This window comes from Algoriphagus sp. NBT04N3 (genome assembly GCF_019443765.1).
In the GTDB taxonomy this organism is placed as follows: Bacteria; Bacteroidota; Bacteroidia; order Cytophagales; family Cyclobacteriaceae; genus Algoriphagus; species Algoriphagus ornithinivorans.
In genome coordinates this window covers 238,792-256,329 of the sequence record NZ_CP048415.1, presented here as the reverse complement: position 1 = coordinate 256,329, position 17,538 = coordinate 238,792, and the positions used below count along the sequence as shown (strand labels likewise).

The window sequence follows — 17,538 nt, the reverse complement described above, 5'->3', positions numbered from 1 at the left end:
TGATTTTCAATTTGCTATACTCAATGCTTCAAAATAGATCAATTCAGGTATTTGAAACCTCCGCTCAAGGTAGAAAGCTGGAGAAAGTCGACCAATTCGAGGACGCAGAGATCACGATTCAGGTCACACTCAATCCAGAAATAGAATTTCAGACTATCACCGGAATTGGAGGTTCTTTTACGGAAGCTTCCGCGCATCTTCTTGCTCAGATGAGTGAAGGAAAAAGACGCGAGATTCTCACAGCATATTTCAGCGAGGAAGGCTCCTGCTATTCCTTGACTCGAACACATATTAATTCCTGTGACTTTTCGCTAAGCCAATACTCTTACGATTCCAATGCCGGGGATGAGAGTCTTCAGAATTTTTCCATTGAAAGGGACAAGAAAGCCTTGATCCCTATGATTCAAGAGGCAAAAATCTATTCCAAGCAAGGTTTCAAAATCATCGCTTCTCCCTGGACTGCACCTCCCTGGATGAAGGATAATCAGAGTTGGGTGGGGGGCAAATTGCTACCTAAATACTATCCAGTCTGGGCAGATTTTTTTGAAAAATATCTCCAAGCTTACCAGGATGAGGGAATAGCTATTTGGGGACTAACCGTGGAAAATGAGCCTCATGGAAATGGCAATAATTGGGAAAGCATGCATTTTAGCCCTGAAGAAATGACTGATTTTGTTCGTTTTCACCTCGGCCCAAAGCTGGAAAATAAAGGCTGGGATGAGGTGAAAATTCTAGGTTATGATCAAAACCGAGAAGGACTGAAGGAATGGGTAGATGTCATGTTTGCTAATGCCGAGTCTTCCATGTATTTCTCCGGCACGGCGGTTCATTGGTACGAAAGTACCTATGAGGTCTTTCCGGAGGCCTTACAATATGCCCATCACAAGGCTCCTGAAAAATTCCTTATTCAAACTGAAGCCTGTATCGATGCTGAAGTTCCAAGATGGCAGGATGATGACTGGTATTGGAGCAAGGAAGCAAAAGACTGGGGTTGGCTTTGGGCTCCGGAAAATCAGAAATACTTACACCCCCAATATGTGCCTGTTTATCGGTATGCCGTCGACATCATAGGCTGCTTTAATAATTGGGTAGATGGATGGATAGACTGGAATATGGTGCTTGATCGCAGAGGCGGTCCCAACTGGTTTGAAAACTGGTGTGTTGCTCCGATAATCGTAGATCCATCGAATGATGAGGTATACTACACCCCGCTTTATTATATTTTGGCCCACTTTAGTAAATTTATCCGGCCAGGTTCCAAAATCATTGAGGTGAAAGTTTCAGAAGATAAAGTTCAAGCGACCGCTGCGAAAAACGAGGATGGTTCTCTGGTCCTAGTTGTATTAAACCAAAACCAATTTAAGATTGCCATCAATCTAGAAATAGCTGACTACAAATCCGCTTTTTCTATCAGTCCGGCTGCCATTCAAACCATTATTATTGGCCCCGACCAAACAAAAACCACTTAAACTGATTCAAATTATCGAACAATTAATTTACCCTTTCCATGCCATCGTTTAGACAAGAAAAATTTCTTTCCCTCGCCTCCTCTGATTTATCTGACAAATCTTTAGAAGAACTCAAGCAAACCTTAAGAAATCAACTGAAAGACGGAGTTCATGGATTTTGTGCTAGTCCCTATGTGGAAGGTCAAAAACCTGGAGATCAACTTACAGAAGAGCAAATCAGAAAAAGATTGGAGGTGCTGAAGCCTCATACCAAATGGATCAGATCTTTCTCCACCACCGAAGGAAATGAGCTTATCCCTAAAGTTGCACGGGAAATGGGTATCAAAACGATGGTTGGTGCCTGGTTGGGTGACAATCCTAAAACCAATGCCAAAGAGGTTGCCAATTTGATTGAATTGGTGAATGAGGGTCTAGTTGATATTGCTGCCGTAGGAAATGAAGTACTATACCGTGGTGATTTGACTGTAGATGAATTACTGGAGCATATTCAAGAGGTCAAAAGTAAAATCCAGAAAAAAGTACCAGTCGGATATGTGGATGCCTATTATGAATTCGAAGATCATCCGGAGGTATCCGAAGCCTGTGATCTCATTTTAGCGAATTGTTATCCTTTTTGGGAAGGATGTCCCTTAGAGCATTCCTTGCTTTATATGAAAGAAATGTATCGCATAGCCAAGAATGCAGGCAAAGGAAAACGGGTAATCATCACAGAGACTGGATGGCCAGATCAAGGCACCAATCTGAGAGGGGCTGTTCCATCGACCGAAAATGCTATCAAATATTTCATCAATGCCCAGCAATGGTCTAAAGAAGAGAATATTGAATTATTCTACTTCTCTTCATTTGATGAATCTTGGAAAGTAGGCGCAGAGGGAGATGTGGGAGCTTTCTGGGGAATTTGGGATAAAGACGAAAGGCTGAAATATTGAGGTCAAATTACTGGCTGCTTGGAACTTCATTGTAAATCCTCCAAGCAGCTTTTCTTAAAAACAGCCTAAATGGCTCCTGCTCTTTAAACTTTAGCCCCCCCTACCTGTCTCCTTCAGTTCTATATCCGTCAGGTCTGCTATCTTCACAGGCTTTCCGCTCTCGATACTGTTTCTGGCTGCAATGCCAACCAAGATAGACATTGCACCATCCCGACTACCCGCAGATTGCCTCCAAGGATCGGCCATGGATGGATCCTTAAAGAGTTTATCCTTTAATCGAGTATCTCCCCCTCCATGTCCTCCACCTCCATGTGGAATGGTAATGATTTGACTCTCCCCAAAATTTTTGGTCAAATGAATCTCATCTGCGTCGACTTCTTCCCAGGGCTGTCTTTCTTTGATCCAAGCTTCTAAGCGCCCCTTGGTACCATTGAAGGCAATTCGATAACCCTCATAGGGTGAGTAAGTGGTCAAAGAATAACTGACCTGGACCTGATTTTTGTACTTGATCTGGACAGCCATCTTATCGTAGATATCTACATCTTCACGAAAAACACAGCCATCCCGATGATATCCGTCATATTGCTCATTTTCGGGATATAAATTCACCAGATGCTCATTCTTTGTGATATCCCAATAAAAATCACAATTGCTGGCATGAGGACATCCCCTACAAGTAGTATGACGGAATGGACCTTTTTTACCATAAAACTCTAAGGAACCATAAGCAAAAACCTCCTCGGGATCCGAATTGATCCACCAGTTTAATAGGTCGAAATGATGCGTAGACTTATGAACAAGTAAAGTACCTCCAAACTCCTTTTTTCTATGCCATCTTCTAAAGTAATCAGCTCCATGGTACACATCCAGATACCAGTGAAAATCTACCGAGGTCAAGTCTCCGATTTCACCTGCTCTCAATAACTCATACAGTTTTTGTCGATGAGGAGAATAGCGGTAATTGAAAGTCACAATTAACTTTTTGCCGGACTTCCGCTCTGCATCCAGAATATCCTGACATTTAAATTCATCCGTGGTCATCGGCTTTTCCGAAATCACATGAATACCAGCATTCAGTCCTTTGATAATAAACTCATGATGGGTGCTGTCCATGGTAGTGACGATCAAGACATCAGGCTTTGCTTCTTTCAGCATTTGATCAAAATCCGTGAATACAGGGCAGTTAGCTCCAATAAACTTCCTTGCATAAGCCAATCTTCCTGGATTGATATCACTGAGCCCGACAAATTCAACCAATTCCCCATAAGATCTAAGCACATCCCTCCCAAACATGGTCGTGCCCCTGATTCCAGTACCTACCAGGGCTAATTTCATTTTTCCTTCCTTTGGCCCAACCAAATCTAAAGCTTGAGCAACAGGATGGATAAGAAAACTACCGGCCAGTAAACTTCCGGACAAGGCCATAAAATCTCTTCTGGATTGATTGGCTGAACGAGACATAGGTTTTGGGTTTAAAAATTGACTCTTTAAGTTAATGAATAAAGAAAAAACTGCAGTGAAAAATTACGGAATCGATTTTCTTGATTTGTTAAAGCCACAAATCGCTGTTTAGATTCCTTTTCCTGTATTTTTGAGGGAATGAATTCAACCATGACGAACAGAACGATATCCATCCGGGGACTCTTCCGGATTAGCAGACCCATCAATCTGCTCATGGTTGCTTTCGCCCAGCTGATGGCAGCATATTTCCTGATAGAAAGAACTCCCCAAGGTTTACCGGTTCTTCAGGATTATCGACTGTATTTATTGATTTTGGCGACACTCTTGATTACGGCTGCCGGCTACATGATCAATGATTATTACGATGTAAAAATCGATTATGTCAACCGACCGAATGAAGTAATCGTTGGAAAGGGAATCAAACGAAGAGTAGTGATTTTTCTCCATACCCTTTTCAATTTTACAGGCATAGGATTGGGCCTCTTAGTAGCACCTAGAATTGCCATTGTTAATTTCGTGGCCGCATTTTTACTATGGCTATACAGCAACAGACTCAAAAGAGAGCCCTTTATCGGAAATTTAACCGTTGCTTTTCTGACAGGACTTTCAGTTTATCTGGTTGCCTTTTATTACCAGAAAAACGAACTATTGGTCTTGACTTATGCCATTTTTGCCTTCTTTTTGAATCTGATCCGGGAAATTCTCAAAGACATTGAAGATAGAAATGGAGATAGAAAACATGGTTGTCGTACGCTTCCCATTGTCATTGGATTCCGAAAGACCAAGCAGGTGATTTTCATTGTTGCCCTCTGTTTTGTCTCTGCCATCCTAATTATCACATTCGAAATCAACAAGCAGGAGTTATTCTATTACTTTGGAGGTCTAGGGATTGCCTTTGTATGGTTTATGAGAAAAATATACCTAGCGGACCGCAAAGACCACTTCACCCAACTCAGTACCTGGGCAAAAATATTGATGCTGGTAGGAACCATGAGCATGGCTTTTTTATAGTCTCCTCATCCTTAAACAAACAGATTTTTTACAAAGCCTAATTTTTCAATTCTCAAACAGACAGCTCTTGCCTTAGCGTTTCTGCAACAAAACCCTTAATTTCATGCATATTTTCTAAAATATGCTAGATTCCAAGGTCATCGTCATCAAAATAGGCTCCAACGTACTTACCCAGTCCGATGGCATGCCTGATTTGGAGCGGATGAAGCATATGGTCGCTCAGATCAGTGGATTAATAAAGCAAGGCAAAAAAGTCGTGTTGGTCAGTTCAGGAGCTGTAGCATTTGGGAGACAAACTGTAGTCTTACCAGAAAGGGTGAATCCCGTTTTCAAAAAACAGATCTGGGCGGCTACAGGACAGATCCGGCTCATACATCAGTATCAAGGATATTTCGAAAAGAAAGGAATTCAAATCGCTCAGATTTTGGTCACCAAGGAGGATTTTCGAGACCGAAAGCATTTTCTCAATATGAAGAACTGCATTGAAGCCTTATTGCAGCAGGGAATCCTACCTGTAATCAATGAAAATGATACCGTGACGATCACAGAACTCATGTTTACCGATAATGATGAGCTGGCCAGTTTGACCGCTGCGATGATTAATGCAGACACCCTCATGCTGCTGACTAATGTAGATGGGATCTTTACCGGAAATCCCACTGAACCCGACTCAGAGCTGATCGAAAAAATAGCTTCTGATACGCCGGAAGTTTCTAGCTATATCTCCGCTACCAAATCTTCCTTTGGTCGGGGTGGTATGCTAACCAAATATGCCATGGCCAAAAAATCGGCAGATTTAGGCATTCAGGTCATCATTGCCAACGGGAAGAAAAATGGAGTGTTGCAGGCTTTTACGGATAAAAAATTGCGATGTACTTGGTTTGAACCCAAAAAGAAAAAACAAGCTCCCAAAAAATGGCTGGCCCATGGCGCGCATTATTACAAAGGGGAAGTCTTCATTAATTCCGGTGCCAAAGCATCTTTGACTTCCGATGTCATACGAAGCCTTTTGCCTATTGGAATCACCAAGTTAGAAGGAGAATTTACTAAAGGTGATATCTTGCTGATTCGTGATGAAAAGGGTGAAAAAGTAGGCTTAGGAAGAGCAGAGTATTCATCCAAATCCGCAACTGAAAAGCTTGGCCAAAAAAAACAAAAAGCGCTGATTCATTATAATTATCTCTATTTATTCGATCATGACTGAGTACTCCCCTATTTTTGAATCTGTTAAAAAAGCTTCATTAGAATTGATCAGGCTTTCTGACGTAAAAATCCAGTCAATTTTGAAGGATTTAGCAGCATTGGCTATCAGGAAAACTGATTTTATTTTAGCTGAAAATCAGAGGGATTTGGAACGCATGGATCCTCAAAATCCGATGTACGACCGTTTGCTTCTCAATCAATCACGGATAGAAAGCATCGCCTCTGAAATTCTTCAAGTCAGCCAGTTACCTACTCCTCTCCATCTCAAATTGGAGGAAAAAATGCTTCCAAATGGACTCTACCTCGAGAAAGTCAGTGTGCCTCTGGGAGTAGTTGGAATTATCTATGAAGCCCGGCCCAATGTGACTTTTGACGTATTTTCCATTGCCCTAAAATCCGGAAATGGACTGATGCTCAAAGGGGGTTCGGATGCAGATTTCTCCAATCGAGCCATAGTTTCTCTGATTCATGAGGTGTTGGAGCAGCATGAGATTTCAACTCAGGCTTTTCAACTCTTACCGGCAGATAGAGAAGCGACCAAGGCACTTCTGGAAGCTGTTGGCTATGTAGATGTTTTGATTCCGAGAGGTTCTCAAGGTCTAATCAATTTTGTGCGAGAGCATGCCAAAGTTCCGGTCATTGAAACAGGTGCCGGAATCGTTCATACCTACTTGGATGAAACAGCTGATTTGGAAAAGGCCAAGCCCATCATCCACAATGCCAAAACCCGAAGACCCAGCGTTTGCAATTCCTTGGATTGTTTGATTATTCATCAAAGTCAGTTGAAAAACCTGAATAAGTTGATTCAGCCTTTGTTGGAAAGTAGGGTGAAAATTTATGCAGATGAGCAGGCTTTTCAGTATCTAGACCAATCTGATTTAATTCACCCAGCGGAGCCGGAACATTTTGGAACAGAATTTTTGAGTTTACAGCTAGCCATAAAGACCGTCAATGATCTGGAGCAGGCTTTACAACATATCCAGATCTATTCTTCCAAACATTCAGAAGCGATTATATCTGAAAATCAAGAGCACATCGAGCGGTTTTTATTGGAAGTGGATGCAGCAGCTGTCTATGCTAATGTATCCACGGCTTTTACAGATGGGGCGCAGTTTGGACTCGGTGCTGAGATCGGAATTTCCACCCAAAAACTACATGCCAGAGGGCCTATGGCTTTGAAAGAATTAACTAGCTATAAGTGGGTGATAAGGGGAAATGGGCAGGTGAGGAACTAGGATTTTTTTGAGTGCCGCTTTATCAACACCTCCATCACTTCATCCAATTCATAACCTTTGGCTTCCAAAAGAACGAGATAGTGAAATAGCAAATCCGCTGCTTCCCCTAAAAATAGCTCCTTGTTGTCATCCTTGGCTTCAATCACGATTTCCACCGCTTCCTCCCCTACTTTTTGAGCCACTTTATTGATGCCTTTGGCAAAAAGAGAAGCCGTGTAGGATTGATCAGAAGGATTATTTTTTCGATCCTTGATAATGGCTCTTAATTGATCGATGAAACCGGTTTTGGAAGAATTTTCCTCATTCCAACAGGTATCCGAACCGGTATGACAAACAGGGCCTTGAGGATTGGCTTTGACCAAAACAGCATCTCCATCACAGTCGACACTCATCGAAACTAACTCCATAAAATTCCCTGAAGTCTCTCCTTTGGTCCACAACCTGTCTTTGCTACGACTGAAAAAAGTCACCTTTCCAGTCTCTTGTGTTTTTGCCAGCGCTTCCTCATTCATAAAGCCCTGCATCAAGACTTTACCGGAAATAGCATCTTGGACTATGGCTGGTACTAGGCCGTTCATTTTATTGAAATCTATTTTCATATTCTTGAACCTTTGAGGTTTTCAAAACCTCGAGGGTTTTGGTTATAACTATACTATATTTTGAAAATTCTGATTTTTCTTATAAAACCCAGATTTTTAAAAGATAGCTGCGCAGATACTGGAAGATAAATCCGCTATCGCGGATAAGATATTTGACCAACGATCAAGGGCTAAATTGCATATATCTTGCGAAGCCTATCTTTGAAATTATCTAGCGAAGCTTATCTTATTTTCTAATTGAAATTCCCTCCCCAATCAAATATTCCTTCAAGCTCGGAACCGGAATTTCTTTAAAATGGAAAATACTGGCTGCCAAAGCCGCATCTGCTTTTCCAAAGGTAAACACATCTTTAAAATGCGGCATGGTTCCCGCACCTCCGGATGCAATCACAGGAATTGATAAGGCTGATGAAATCTCAGCCGTAATCTCATTCGCAAAACCTGCCTTGGTTCCGTCATGATCCATGGAAGTAAGCAAAATTTCACCTGCTCCTCTATCAGCTACTTCCTTTGCCCATTTCTGCGTTTGCAAAAGGGTCGGCTTTCTTCCCCCATGCGTGTGCACATAATCCGTTCCATCTACATCACGGGTATCGATTGCCACCACAATACATTGAGATCCGAATTCCCGTGCCATTTCATCAATCACACTTGGATTTTTGACAGCTGCAGAATTGATGGAAATCTTATCGGCACCTGCATTCAGCAAGACTTTCACATCTTCCACTGTAGAAATCCCTCCGCCAACTGTAAAGGGAATATTGATCGCCATGGCAACTTTGGTCACCAACTCGGCCAAAGTTTTTCGCTTATCGACCGTAGCTGTAATATCCAAAAACACCAGTTCATCAGCTCCCTCCTCAGAATAGACTTTCGCCAACTCCACCGGATCCCCTGCATCTCGCAATTGGACAAAATTCACCCCTTTGACAGTTCGTCCGTCTTTGATATCAAGGCAGGGGATAATTCTCTTTGTTAACATTTTATAGTATTCAAAACTTCATTATTCTTCATTCGAAGTTCGGTGTTCGATATTTTTTTTATTTACGATTTACGAATGAAGTTTTACGAGATTTTAAGGAACCTCAAACCTAGAAACTCAAGGTTGAGATTACTGATTAAAGGATTAAAGTCCAATTGAAGTCGTAAATCCAAAATCGTAAATCATACATTAAAAGGCTGCCATTTCCTCCAAACTCACCTTTCCCTCATAATAGGCTTTTCCAACAATTGCCCCATAGGCTCCGATTTTTTCCAACTCTTCCAAATCCTTGACTGATGAAACTCCTCCACTGGCTATCAGTTTCAAGTCTGGCATTTCTTCCAAAATCTCTCTATACAAATCCGTAGAAGGGCCTTGAAGTAAGCCATCTTTTGCTACGTCAGTACAGATCACATAGCGAACTCCCAATTGAAAATAAGACTGAATGAAAGGGATCAAATCCTGCTCAGTGGTCTCTTCCCAGCCGTGAATGGCGATTTTTCGGTCCTTTGCATCTGCTCCTAAAATGAGTTTTTCGGGCCCATAAGTGATGAGCCAGGATTTAAACATCTCAGGCTTCTTCACAGCTACCGAACCTCCAGTCACTTGAGAAGCGCCCAGATAAAAGGCTTTTTCAATTTCCTCCTCACTTTGAACTCCACCTCCAAAATCCACTTTGAGACTGGTTTTTTGGGTGATATCCAACAGCACCTGATCATTGACAATGCGTTTGGCTTTCGCTCCATCCAGATCTACTAAGTGAAGTCTTTGGATGCCTGCGTCTTCGAAACGCTTGGCCATTTCAACAGGATCATCGTGGTATTCTTTTTTACTGCTATAATCGCCCTGACTGAGGCGAACGCACTTGCCATCTATAAGATCTATTGCGGGGATGATGAACATAATTGAGATACAAGAGCCTAGATTCGAGAATCTAGACACCTTTGTTTAATGGTTTGAGATATAATTATGAAGGTCTCGACTCCGCTCGACCTGACCTTAATCATTGTCAGGCTGAGCGCCTGCCTGACGAAAGGCAGGGAGTCGAAGCCTTATTAAATGCTTAAGAAGTTGGAAAGTAGCTTCTCCCCAACCGTACTGCTTTTTTCCGGGTGAGCTTGAATGGCCCAATAATTATCCCGATGGAGAATTGCCGTGAAATCATGAATATAATGAGTCGTAGCAATCGTCGCCTCACTCAATTCTGCATAGTAGCTATGGACGTAGTACAGAAACTGGGTCTCTGGTAAATTTTTCAGTAAAGGATTCTCTGCCAAATTCTCTAACTCATTCCAACCCACATGTGGAACTTTAAATTCCTGAGAATTTTCAGGGATAAAACGCTTGACCTTCACCGGAAAAATGCCAAGACAATCAGTATTATTTTCCTCTGAATGCTCGCAAAGCAACTGTAAACCCAAACAAACACCCAAAAATGGTTGCTTGATTTCCCGAATTAGTTGATCCAGCTTTCTGGCCTTTAAATAAGTCATCGCTGTACTTGCTTCTCCTTGACCTGGAAATATGACTTTATCGGCCTTTAAGATTTTCTCAGGATCGTCTGTGAGCTCGGCATTTGCTCCCAATCGCTCCAATGCATACAAGACCGACTGTACATTGCCGGAGTTGTATTTGATTACGGCTATTTTCATAAGTAAGAAGGAAGACCGGAGACGGAAGTAATCCATCAATCTCTAATCTTCCAACATTTTGATTTCTGTTTTATTTAAAGCCAAGTATTTTATTTCTGTAATCAGATCGGCTATCAGACAAAATTTCTTTTTCTCGTTTCTAGCCTCTCTTCTCTAGCTTCTCACTTCTCATTTCTCGCTTCTCGCTTCTTTAGTCAGCATCTCCTCCAAAACCGATTCAATTTCAGGAATGGAATTGTAGAGTTGCTCAAAGCTTTCGATGACAAAATATTTATCCTGGAATTTGTCTTTCCAGTATTCCTGATTCATAATTCGCTTGACATCATATGGGTAATGAGCAGGTTCATCGGACAAGGAAAATTTCGTCTCTCCTTTGGAGCTCAATATCCCTGCACCATAAATTTTAAGCTCCCCATTTTCTCTAATCAAGCCAAACTCAATGGTAAACCAATAAATCCTACTCAACAACTGAATCGCCCAAGGATTATCGATGTGCTTCAATGCAATTCCTGAAAGTTTTTCCAAGAAATCCACATAATGCTGATTAGTTAACATAGGCATATGAGCAAAAGCATCATGGAACATATCAGGTTCTTCCAGATAATCCAGCTGCTCCATTTTCCTAAGCCAAGTGGAAGAAGGAAATCTTCTGTTATTCAACAAACCAAAGAATAAATCATCGTCAATCAATCCAGGAACCACCTGCACTGCCCAACCGGTGGTATCTTTCAAGATTTGATTCAGTTCTTCAAAGTTTGCGATCTTATCCGCTGTGAAATTGACAATTTTTACCCCATCCAAATAAGCTTGTGAAGCTGCTTTAGGCAGATTTGGCATCTGTCTTTCGTATAAGATTTTCCAGACTTTAAAGTCTTCCTCGGTGTATGCCTCATAATCCTGTTTGAGATCCTGTAATCTCGGGTCGCTAAATACCCAGTCTTTTGGTTTATCAGTCATTTTATATTCGGGTTTATATATTTTCTAACTCTATTCCTTGATTTTAAGTTTTCCCAACCTGCTAACTTCAGTTATCCTGATACCTGGTATTCTGCCATCCTGCATCTCCTGAAGCAGGATTCATAACTGATCATGTTTCAAGATTCTTTCGGAAAAGCAGCTTAGCTCACATGAGCTTTTAAACAAAAAAGCCTACCCCAGAATTGGAATAGGCTTATTTATATGTTACCAAAAAACCATAACATTCCTATTCCTTCATTGGAGAGGATAATGAGAATGATGTACGTAGGTTCTTGGTGTTGGATTCACGATTTTAAATTATGCCTCGAATTTACACAATTTGATAGATTCCAAGCAAATTATTTTACAAGAGGTCAAACCTTTTCCGCATCGCAAAACTTTCCCGAATCCACGCAGCCAATCGTGCACTTTGCGCAAAATCCAAGGTTTGCTGTCCATCGGAATAGGCCTTTTCAGGAATCTCATGGGATTCATAGATGATACCATCCGCTCCAGACATTACACCTGCTAAGGCCATTTGCGGCACATAGGAACGAATTCCAATTCCATGAGAAGGGTCTACAATCACTGGAAGATGGGACTTGGCTTTCAAAATAGGAATCGCGTTCAAATCCAATGTATTTCTGGATGCCTTTTCATAAGTTCTGATCCCTCTTTCACACAAAATCAATTTTTCATTTCCTCCTGAAAATACATACTCAGCAGATTGCAAAAGCTCCTCGATGGTCCCGGAAATCCCACGCTTGATCATCACAGCTTTATCTACTTTCCCCAACTCATCAAGCAAATTGAAGTTTTGAGAGTTTCGGGCACCCACTTGATAAATATCCACATATGGGTACATTTCCTCGATTTGAGAAGTCTGCATGACCTCGGTCACTATCTTGATTCCGGCCTCGGAAGCGATATCATGCCATAACTTCAATCCATCAATTCCCATCCCTCTAAATGCATAGGGAGAAGTTCTTGGTTTAAACACACCTCCACGCATCATTCGAATACCATTCTCTACACAATGGGCAACTACCTTTCGAATTTGCTCTTCTGACTCTATGGAACAAGGACCGGTGATGATGGCCATTTCCCCATCCTTAATAAACACTCCATCTCCCAAATCCACTGATGTTGGCTTGGCTTTCCACTTTTTTGAGACCAGCTTATATTCATCTGATACAATATGGATATCCTTGATGCCATCGAGCTGGCCGATTTTGCGGATATCAAATTCATTTTTACCAATTCCAATCAGGTAATCTCCCAATTGTGTTTTTACTTCTGTAGTCTTATATCCGATTCCATTGACTTTTTCTATTAAAGTCTCTTTTTGCTTGGATGAAATATCGGGTTGTAATTGAATAATCATATCGATTTTTGATTTACGAAGTTCGATTTACGAGACTTCGGAGCTATCATGTTTAATTGAAAGGTGATTTTAGAATTAGGCAATTTTTCAATTCAGAACAGATTGAAGGTAAGCTTGGATATCTTGATTTAAATTTTTTGAGTCTTTGACAGTTTTGATAAAAGCAGAACCGATGATTGCTCCGTGACTGTACTTTGATGCGGTGGAGAAGGTTTCTGCATCTGAAATACCAAAACCAATCAGACGAGGGTTTTTAAGTCCCATCTCCTGAACACGTTTGAAGTAAGAAATTTGCTCCTCACTGATCCCACTCTTGGCTCCTGTAATCGAATGAGATGATACCATATAGATAAAGCCATCTGTATTCTGATCGATTTCAAGGATTCGCTTTTCAGAAGTTTGGGGAGAAATCAAAAAGGTATTTACCAATCCGTATTGCTCAAATACAGATTTGAATTCATCCAAATATTGCTGCATCGGCAGATCGGGAAGAATCAATCCATCGATTCCCACTTCCTGGCACTTTTTGCAAAATGCCTCCATGCCATACTGAATGATCGGGTTAAGATATCCCATCAATACCACCGGCAATTCAATTTTAGAACGGAAGCCTTCCAATTGCTGAAAAAGCTTTTTCAAACTCATACCGTTTTCCAAGGCAATTTGGTTACTATCCTGGATGGTAGGGCCATCCGCGATTGGGTCAGAGTAAGGAACACCGATTTCAATAATATCTGCTCCCCCTGCCTGTATAGCTTCCATGATGGACAAGGTATCTTCCAGTTTTGGAAATCCGGCTGTAAAATAAATGGAGAGTACCCGCTCCTGTTTGTTTTTGAATAAACTATGTATTCGGTTCATTTATTTTTTTGTTTGATGTCCCTTGTCCGATGTCCGATGAGTATTGCTGATATACATCGGTCATCTGACATCCGACTTGAATCAATAATTCCCCCACTTGATATAAGTGTCCAGATCTTTGTCACCTCTTCCTGAAAGATTGATCACTATTACATCATCCTTACGGAATTCTATCATATTCAGAGCATGAAGTGCATGGGCTGTTTCGATCGCAGGAATAATTCCCTCCAATCGACTCAGCTCTATCCCTGCTTTCATGGCATCCTCATCTTCCACAGCCACAAATTCTCCTCGTCCGATATCAAATAAATGAGCGTGAACGGGACCTATTCCAGGATAATCCAAGCCAGCAGAAATACTATGTGGCTCTACTACCTGCCCATCTTCCGTCTGCATCAATAAAGTTTTGGATCCATGTAAAATCCCCGGGGTACCTAAGGCTGTGGTGGCGGCGGATTTACCGGAACTCACACCCAATCCAGCGGCTTCAGCAGCAATCAGGCGAACCTCCGGAGTATTGTAGTAATGATAAAAAGCACCTGCAGCATTGGATCCACCTCCAACGCATGCTATAACTGCATCAGGATTTTCTCTTCCTTCTTTTTCTTTCAATTGCCACTTGATTTCCTCAGAAATCACGGACTGAAAGCGCGCAACCATTTCCGGATAAGGATGCGGTCCTACAACAGAGCCTATGATGTAATGAGTATCTACAGGATTATTAATCCACTGTCTCATAGCTTCGTTGGTGGCATCCTTCAATGTCTTAGAACCTGAAGTTGCCGGAACCACCTTAGCTCCCAAGATTTTCATACGCTCCACATTCGGGCGCTGTCTTTGGATATCCAGCTCACCCATGTAGACAGTACAATCCATTCCCATCAAAGCACAAACAGTAGCAGTTGCCACTCCGTGCTGACCTGCTCCTGTTTCGGCAATTATCCTTTTCTTGCCCAGCTTTTTGGCCAGAATAATCTGCCCTATGGTATTGTTGACCTTATGTGCCCCTGTATGGCACAAGTCTTCTCTCTTCAGGTAAATTTTTGCCCCGTATTTCTCAGAAAGACGAGATCCAAAGTATAAAGGGGTAGGACGGCCCACAAAATCCTTTAACAGCATCTGAAACTCCTTTTGAAAATCCTCTGAAGCTACAATGGCCTCATAATTATCGCGAAGTTCTTCGATGTTGGGATGCAACATTTCAGGAATATATGCTCCCCCAAACTTGCCATAAAAGCCCTTTTCGTCCACTCTGATCATATCTTCTCTAGGTTATGCTCTCTTTTCAGAAAGCAGATTTTGTTTAAATTCTTTCAGTTTTACTATATCCTTCAAGGCAGGACTAATTTCGAATTTGGAATTGAGGTCCACCCCTTTTAATTGCGGAACTTTTTCTGCCAAATCCCAGATCTCCTTAGCACTGTCTTGATCTATTCCTCCACTCAGTAAGAAGCTTTTGTTGAAGGGATAAGTTTCCAAATACTTCCAATCAAATTTTCTCCCTGAACCCCCATGTGCTTTGGTAGCTGTATCAAATAGAAACTTGTCCACTAGAGGAGCGTAAGGTTTTAAATCTTCCCAATCCAGCTCTTCCCCAACCGAAACCACTTTCCAAATCTCAACATCAGTCTTGGAGTTGATTTCTTCCACAAATTCGGGCGATTCCGATCCATGAAGCTGGATGGCAGCCAAGTCAAATTTCACTATTTTCTCCAAAATTTCAGGGATGCTTTCATTAACAAATACCCCTACTTTGGGAACATTCATTTCAGAGATTTGAGGTGCGAGACTATCCTCTACATACCTGGGTGATTTGGGATAGAATATCAACCCCATCCAATCCGGTCTGACTTCTGCTATCAAACCCCGGATGTTTTCACTTTCCCGCATCCCACAAACCTTGATCTCCATTAAGCTTTCTGAAATTCTGTAGCCGAAGCCAATTTCTGGTAATCCTTGATGAAATTATAAGCAGCCTGCTCCGGTCTGCTGGATTTCATGAAATTTTCTCCAATCAAAAATCCATCAAAACCTGCTTTCTTCAATTTTATCAACGTATTAGGATCCGAAATTCCGCTTTCTGAAATCTTGATAAATGAAGAAGGAATCTTATCAACCAACTCGAGTGAGGTGTCAATACTGACTTCAAAAGTCTTTAGATTTCTATTGTTCACCCCAATCAAATCTACTCCATCATTGATACTTTGAGCCAACTCATCTCCATCATGTACTTCCAGCAGTACTTCCAAGCCTAAACTCTTAGCAAAGTAGGCTAGGGACTTTAATTTCTCAGGTTCCAAAGCAGCCGCAATCAATAAGATACAATCAGCTCCGATGGATTTTGCTTCAATGATCTGATATTCGTCTACCACGAAATCCTTTCTCAGAATAGGGCAAAAATTGAACTTCCTCGCAATTTTCAAATCCTCATTGCTGCCTCCGAAATAATCCTTGTCTGTTAAAATGGACAAAGCAGAAGCTCCCGCCTGCATATAACCGATACTGACGGTTTCCACAGAAGCAGCTCCGTTGATCATTCCTTTGGAAGGTGATTTTCTTTTAAACTCTGATATAATCCCAGACTTTTCCGGATGGGTGACATACTTTTTCATGGAAACTACTTTTCCCTCGAAAAAGGTACTCTTTTCCAGAAGCTTGACAGGAACCAAGCTTTTTCGCTCGGCTACTTCTTTATATTTATCTGCGATAATTTTTTCTAAAATATTCATATTCAATTATTAAGCGAATGAAATTGAGGTTTTAGGATTGACCAGACTTTTGAAAACCTCCAAGGCTTTACGACTCAGCAAGACCTGCTCTGCCTGTGCAATGGCTTCTGGGAAGGATAAATTAGAATCAGCGGTTACTAAAGCCGCAGCTGAATTGGCAATAACCACTTCGTTTTGGGCTTTGGTTCCTTTACCCTTCAAGATATTTTCAAAGATTTTAGCGGATTCTTCTACCGTCTCTCCACCTTTGATAGACTCAGCCTTCAATCTGGATAAACCTATTTGCTCTGGCTTAAAGAGTTTTTCTCCCGAATTGGATATCATTTTAAAATCCCCAGTCAAAGAAATTTCATCATACCCATCCAATGCATGTAAGATGGAAAATTGGGCTTCGCTTTCCTGATAGAGGTATGCATACAACCTAGCCAGCTCAAGACTAAAAACTCCCACCAATTGCTTTTTCGGAAAACTAGGATTAACCATTGGTCCCAGCATATTGAAGAACGTTTTGACACCCAATTCTTTTCTGATCGGGGCAACATTTTTCATGGCCGGATGAAAAAGCGGGGCATGCAAAAAGCAAATCCCTGCTTCATCCAGCGATCTTCTGATTTCGCTGATATCATTGGTGAAATCATAGCCGAAATAAGCTAGTAGATTAGAGGAACCACAGATGGAAGAAACACCGGTATTTCCATGTTTGGCAACATTTTGACCGGCTCCGGCTACTATAAATGAGGACAAGGTGGAAATATTAAATGTATCCTTCCCATCCCCACCTGTTCCGCAGAGGTCCATGGCATCGTATTCAGAGATTTCAACCGGAATACAAAGCTCGAGCATGGCTTCCCTAAAGCCTTTCAACTCCTCCACAGTAATGGAGCGCATCAAGTACACGGTCATGAAAGAGGCTACCTGAGAAGAATTGTAAGCACCTGAAGCCAGATTTTTCAATACCTCTCGGGCCTGAGCCTGGGTTAATGTTTTATGTTCAATAAGGAGATTGAGTATCTCTTTCATCTGTTTATAATTTAATTTTTCATGGTCAGATGGAATGCCCTGAATA

Annotated in this window: 17 protein-coding genes; 5 read left to right on the top strand and 12 right to left on the bottom strand. The window is 41.5% G+C overall.

Annotation, left to right across the window (positions count from 1 at the left end; all coding sequences use genetic code 11):
* Positions 1–23 precede the first annotated feature (23 nt).
* Together GYM62_RS01220 and GYM62_RS01215 are read left to right on the top strand one after the other, a co-directional pair.
* Positions 24–1,469 (top strand): glycoside hydrolase family 30 beta sandwich domain-containing protein, encoded by a 1,446-nt coding sequence (locus tag GYM62_RS01220; protein WP_219957988.1) that lies wholly within the window; start codon positions 24–26, stop codon positions 1,467–1,469.
* A gap of 38 nt (positions 1,470–1,507) precedes the next feature.
* Positions 1,508–2,398, top strand: coding sequence for a glycosyl hydrolase family 17 protein (locus GYM62_RS01215; protein WP_219957987.1), 891 nt, complete (start codon positions 1,508–1,510; stop codon positions 2,396–2,398).
* A 90-nt stretch (positions 2,399–2,488) separates the two neighbouring features.
* On the opposite strand, the gene GYM62_RS01210 is transcribed toward GYM62_RS01215, so the two are convergent.
* A complete protein-coding gene (locus GYM62_RS01210; protein WP_219957986.1) occupies positions 2,489–3,859 on the bottom strand; it encodes a Gfo/Idh/MocA family protein in 1,371 nt (456 codons plus the stop codon).
* Between the two features lie 150 nt (positions 3,860–4,009).
* Here GYM62_RS01210 and GYM62_RS01205 point away from each other — a divergent pair, with 150 nt between their 5' ends.
* From GYM62_RS01205 to GYM62_RS01195, 3 genes are all read left to right on the top strand, one after another.
* Positions 4,010–4,870: a geranylgeranylglycerol-phosphate geranylgeranyltransferase gene (locus tag GYM62_RS01205; protein WP_144606439.1), complete on the top strand. Its 861-nt coding sequence runs from the start codon at positions 4,010–4,012 to the stop codon at positions 4,868–4,870.
* Positions 4,871–4,991: 121 nt separating this feature from the next.
* Positions 4,992–6,074 (top strand): glutamate 5-kinase, encoded by a 1,083-nt coding sequence (proB, locus tag GYM62_RS01200; RefSeq protein ID WP_144606437.1) that lies wholly within the window; start codon positions 4,992–4,994, stop codon positions 6,072–6,074.
* Positions 6,067–7,308, top strand: a complete 1,242-nt coding sequence (locus GYM62_RS01195) for a glutamate-5-semialdehyde dehydrogenase (RefSeq protein WP_144606435.1) — start codon at positions 6,067–6,069, stop codon at positions 7,306–7,308. The genes proB and GYM62_RS01195 overlap by 8 nt, the downstream gene beginning before the upstream one ends.
* Here GYM62_RS01195 and hisIE read toward each other — a convergent pair.
* The 11 genes from hisIE to trpD all read right to left on the bottom strand — a co-directional run bounded on the left by hisIE (position 7,305) and on the right by trpD (position 17,492).
* Complete coding sequence (gene hisIE / locus GYM62_RS01190; RefSeq protein WP_144606433.1) at positions 7,305–7,907, bottom strand: bifunctional phosphoribosyl-AMP cyclohydrolase/phosphoribosyl-ATP diphosphatase HisIE; 603 nt, start codon at positions 7,905–7,907, stop codon at positions 7,305–7,307. The two genes, GYM62_RS01195 and hisIE, sit on opposite strands and share 4 nt — an antisense overlap.
* Positions 7,908–8,133: 226 nt before the next feature.
* Positions 8,134–8,889: an imidazole glycerol phosphate synthase subunit HisF gene (hisF, locus tag GYM62_RS01185; RefSeq protein ID WP_144606431.1), complete on the bottom strand. Its 756-nt coding sequence runs from the start codon at positions 8,887–8,889 to the stop codon at positions 8,134–8,136.
* A 189-nt stretch (positions 8,890–9,078) separates the two neighbouring features.
* Entirely contained in the window at positions 9,079–9,792 is a 714-nt protein-coding gene (hisA, locus tag GYM62_RS01180; RefSeq protein ID WP_219957985.1) for a 1-(5-phosphoribosyl)-5-[(5-phosphoribosylamino)methylideneamino]imidazole-4-carboxamide isomerase, read from the bottom strand.
* Between the two features lie 152 nt (positions 9,793–9,944).
* Positions 9,945–10,541, bottom strand: coding sequence for an imidazole glycerol phosphate synthase subunit HisH (gene hisH, locus GYM62_RS01175; RefSeq protein WP_219957984.1), 597 nt, complete (start codon positions 10,539–10,541; stop codon positions 9,945–9,947).
* 168 nt (positions 10,542–10,709) lie between these two features.
* Positions 10,710–11,498 carry a phenylalanine 4-monooxygenase gene (locus tag GYM62_RS01170; protein ID WP_144606424.1) on the bottom strand — a complete coding sequence of 263 codons (789 nt, stop codon included), beginning with the start codon at positions 11,496–11,498 and terminating at the stop codon, positions 10,710–10,712.
* A 364-nt stretch (positions 11,499–11,862) separates the two neighbouring features.
* Entirely contained in the window at positions 11,863–12,882 is a 1,020-nt protein-coding gene (gene aroF / locus GYM62_RS01165) for a 3-deoxy-7-phosphoheptulonate synthase (RefSeq protein WP_144606422.1), read from the bottom strand.
* An 87-nt stretch (positions 12,883–12,969) separates the two neighbouring features.
* Complete coding sequence (gene trpA / locus GYM62_RS01160; RefSeq protein ID WP_144606420.1) at positions 12,970–13,743, bottom strand: tryptophan synthase subunit alpha; 774 nt, start codon at positions 13,741–13,743, stop codon at positions 12,970–12,972.
* An 81-nt stretch (positions 13,744–13,824) separates the two neighbouring features.
* Entirely contained in the window at positions 13,825–15,003 is a 1,179-nt protein-coding gene (gene trpB, locus GYM62_RS01155; RefSeq protein ID WP_144606418.1) for a tryptophan synthase subunit beta, read from the bottom strand.
* A gap of 12 nt (positions 15,004–15,015) precedes the next feature.
* Complete coding sequence (locus tag GYM62_RS01150) at positions 15,016–15,654, bottom strand: phosphoribosylanthranilate isomerase (protein WP_144606416.1); 639 nt, start codon at positions 15,652–15,654, stop codon at positions 15,016–15,018.
* Positions 15,654–16,472: an indole-3-glycerol phosphate synthase TrpC gene (gene trpC / locus GYM62_RS01145; protein ID WP_144606414.1), complete on the bottom strand. Its 819-nt coding sequence runs from the start codon at positions 16,470–16,472 to the stop codon at positions 15,654–15,656. Before trpC ends, GYM62_RS01150 begins: the two co-directional genes overlap by 1 nt.
* A gap of 9 nt (positions 16,473–16,481) precedes the next feature.
* Positions 16,482–17,492, bottom strand: a complete 1,011-nt coding sequence (trpD, locus tag GYM62_RS01140; protein WP_144606412.1) for an anthranilate phosphoribosyltransferase — start codon at positions 17,490–17,492, stop codon at positions 16,482–16,484.
* Positions 17,493–17,538: the final 46 nt, after the last annotated feature.

Bases quoted from the DNA above. Each gene is read 5' to 3' on its own strand.
- GYM62_RS01220 (WP_219957988.1), top strand. From the start codon at position 24: ATGCTTCAAAATAGATCAATTCAGGTATTTGAAACCTCCGCTCAAGGT.
- GYM62_RS01215 (WP_219957987.1), top strand. From the start codon at position 1,508: ATGCCATCGTTTAGACAAGAAAAATTTCTTTCCCTCGCCTCCTCTGAT.
- GYM62_RS01210 (WP_219957986.1), bottom strand. From the start codon at position 3,859: ATGTCTCGTTCAGCCAATCAATCCAGAAGAGATTTTATGGCCTTGTCC.
- GYM62_RS01205 (WP_144606439.1), top strand. From the start codon at position 4,010: ATGACGAACAGAACGATATCCATCCGGGGACTCTTCCGGATTAGCAGA.
- proB (WP_144606437.1), top strand. From the start codon at position 4,992: ATGCTAGATTCCAAGGTCATCGTCATCAAAATAGGCTCCAACGTACTT.
- GYM62_RS01195 (WP_144606435.1), top strand. From the start codon at position 6,067: ATGACTGAGTACTCCCCTATTTTTGAATCTGTTAAAAAAGCTTCATTA.
- hisIE (WP_144606433.1), bottom strand. From the start codon at position 7,907: ATGAAAATAGATTTCAATAAAATGAACGGCCTAGTACCAGCCATAGTC.
- hisF (WP_144606431.1), bottom strand. From the start codon at position 8,889: ATGTTAACAAAGAGAATTATCCCCTGCCTTGATATCAAAGACGGACGA.
- hisA (WP_219957985.1), bottom strand. From the start codon at position 9,792: ATGTTCATCATCCCCGCAATAGATCTTATAGATGGCAAGTGCGTTCGC.
- hisH (WP_219957984.1), bottom strand. From the start codon at position 10,541: ATGAAAATAGCCGTAATCAAATACAACTCCGGCAATGTACAGTCGGTC.
- GYM62_RS01170 (WP_144606424.1), bottom strand. From the start codon at position 11,498: ATGACTGATAAACCAAAAGACTGGGTATTTAGCGACCCGAGATTACAG.
- aroF (WP_144606422.1), bottom strand. From the start codon at position 12,882: ATGATTATTCAATTACAACCCGATATTTCATCCAAGCAAAAAGAGACT.
- trpA (WP_144606420.1), bottom strand. From the start codon at position 13,743: ATGAACCGAATACATAGTTTATTCAAAAACAAACAGGAGCGGGTACTC.
- trpB (WP_144606418.1), bottom strand. From the start codon at position 15,003: ATGATCAGAGTGGACGAAAAGGGCTTTTATGGCAAGTTTGGGGGAGCA.
- GYM62_RS01150 (WP_144606416.1), bottom strand. From the start codon at position 15,654: ATGGAGATCAAGGTTTGTGGGATGCGGGAAAGTGAAAACATCCGGGGT.
- trpC (WP_144606414.1), bottom strand. From the start codon at position 16,472: ATGAATATTTTAGAAAAAATTATCGCAGATAAATATAAAGAAGTAGCC.
- trpD (WP_144606412.1), bottom strand. From the start codon at position 17,492: ATGAAAGAGATACTCAATCTCCTTATTGAACATAAAACATTAACCCAG.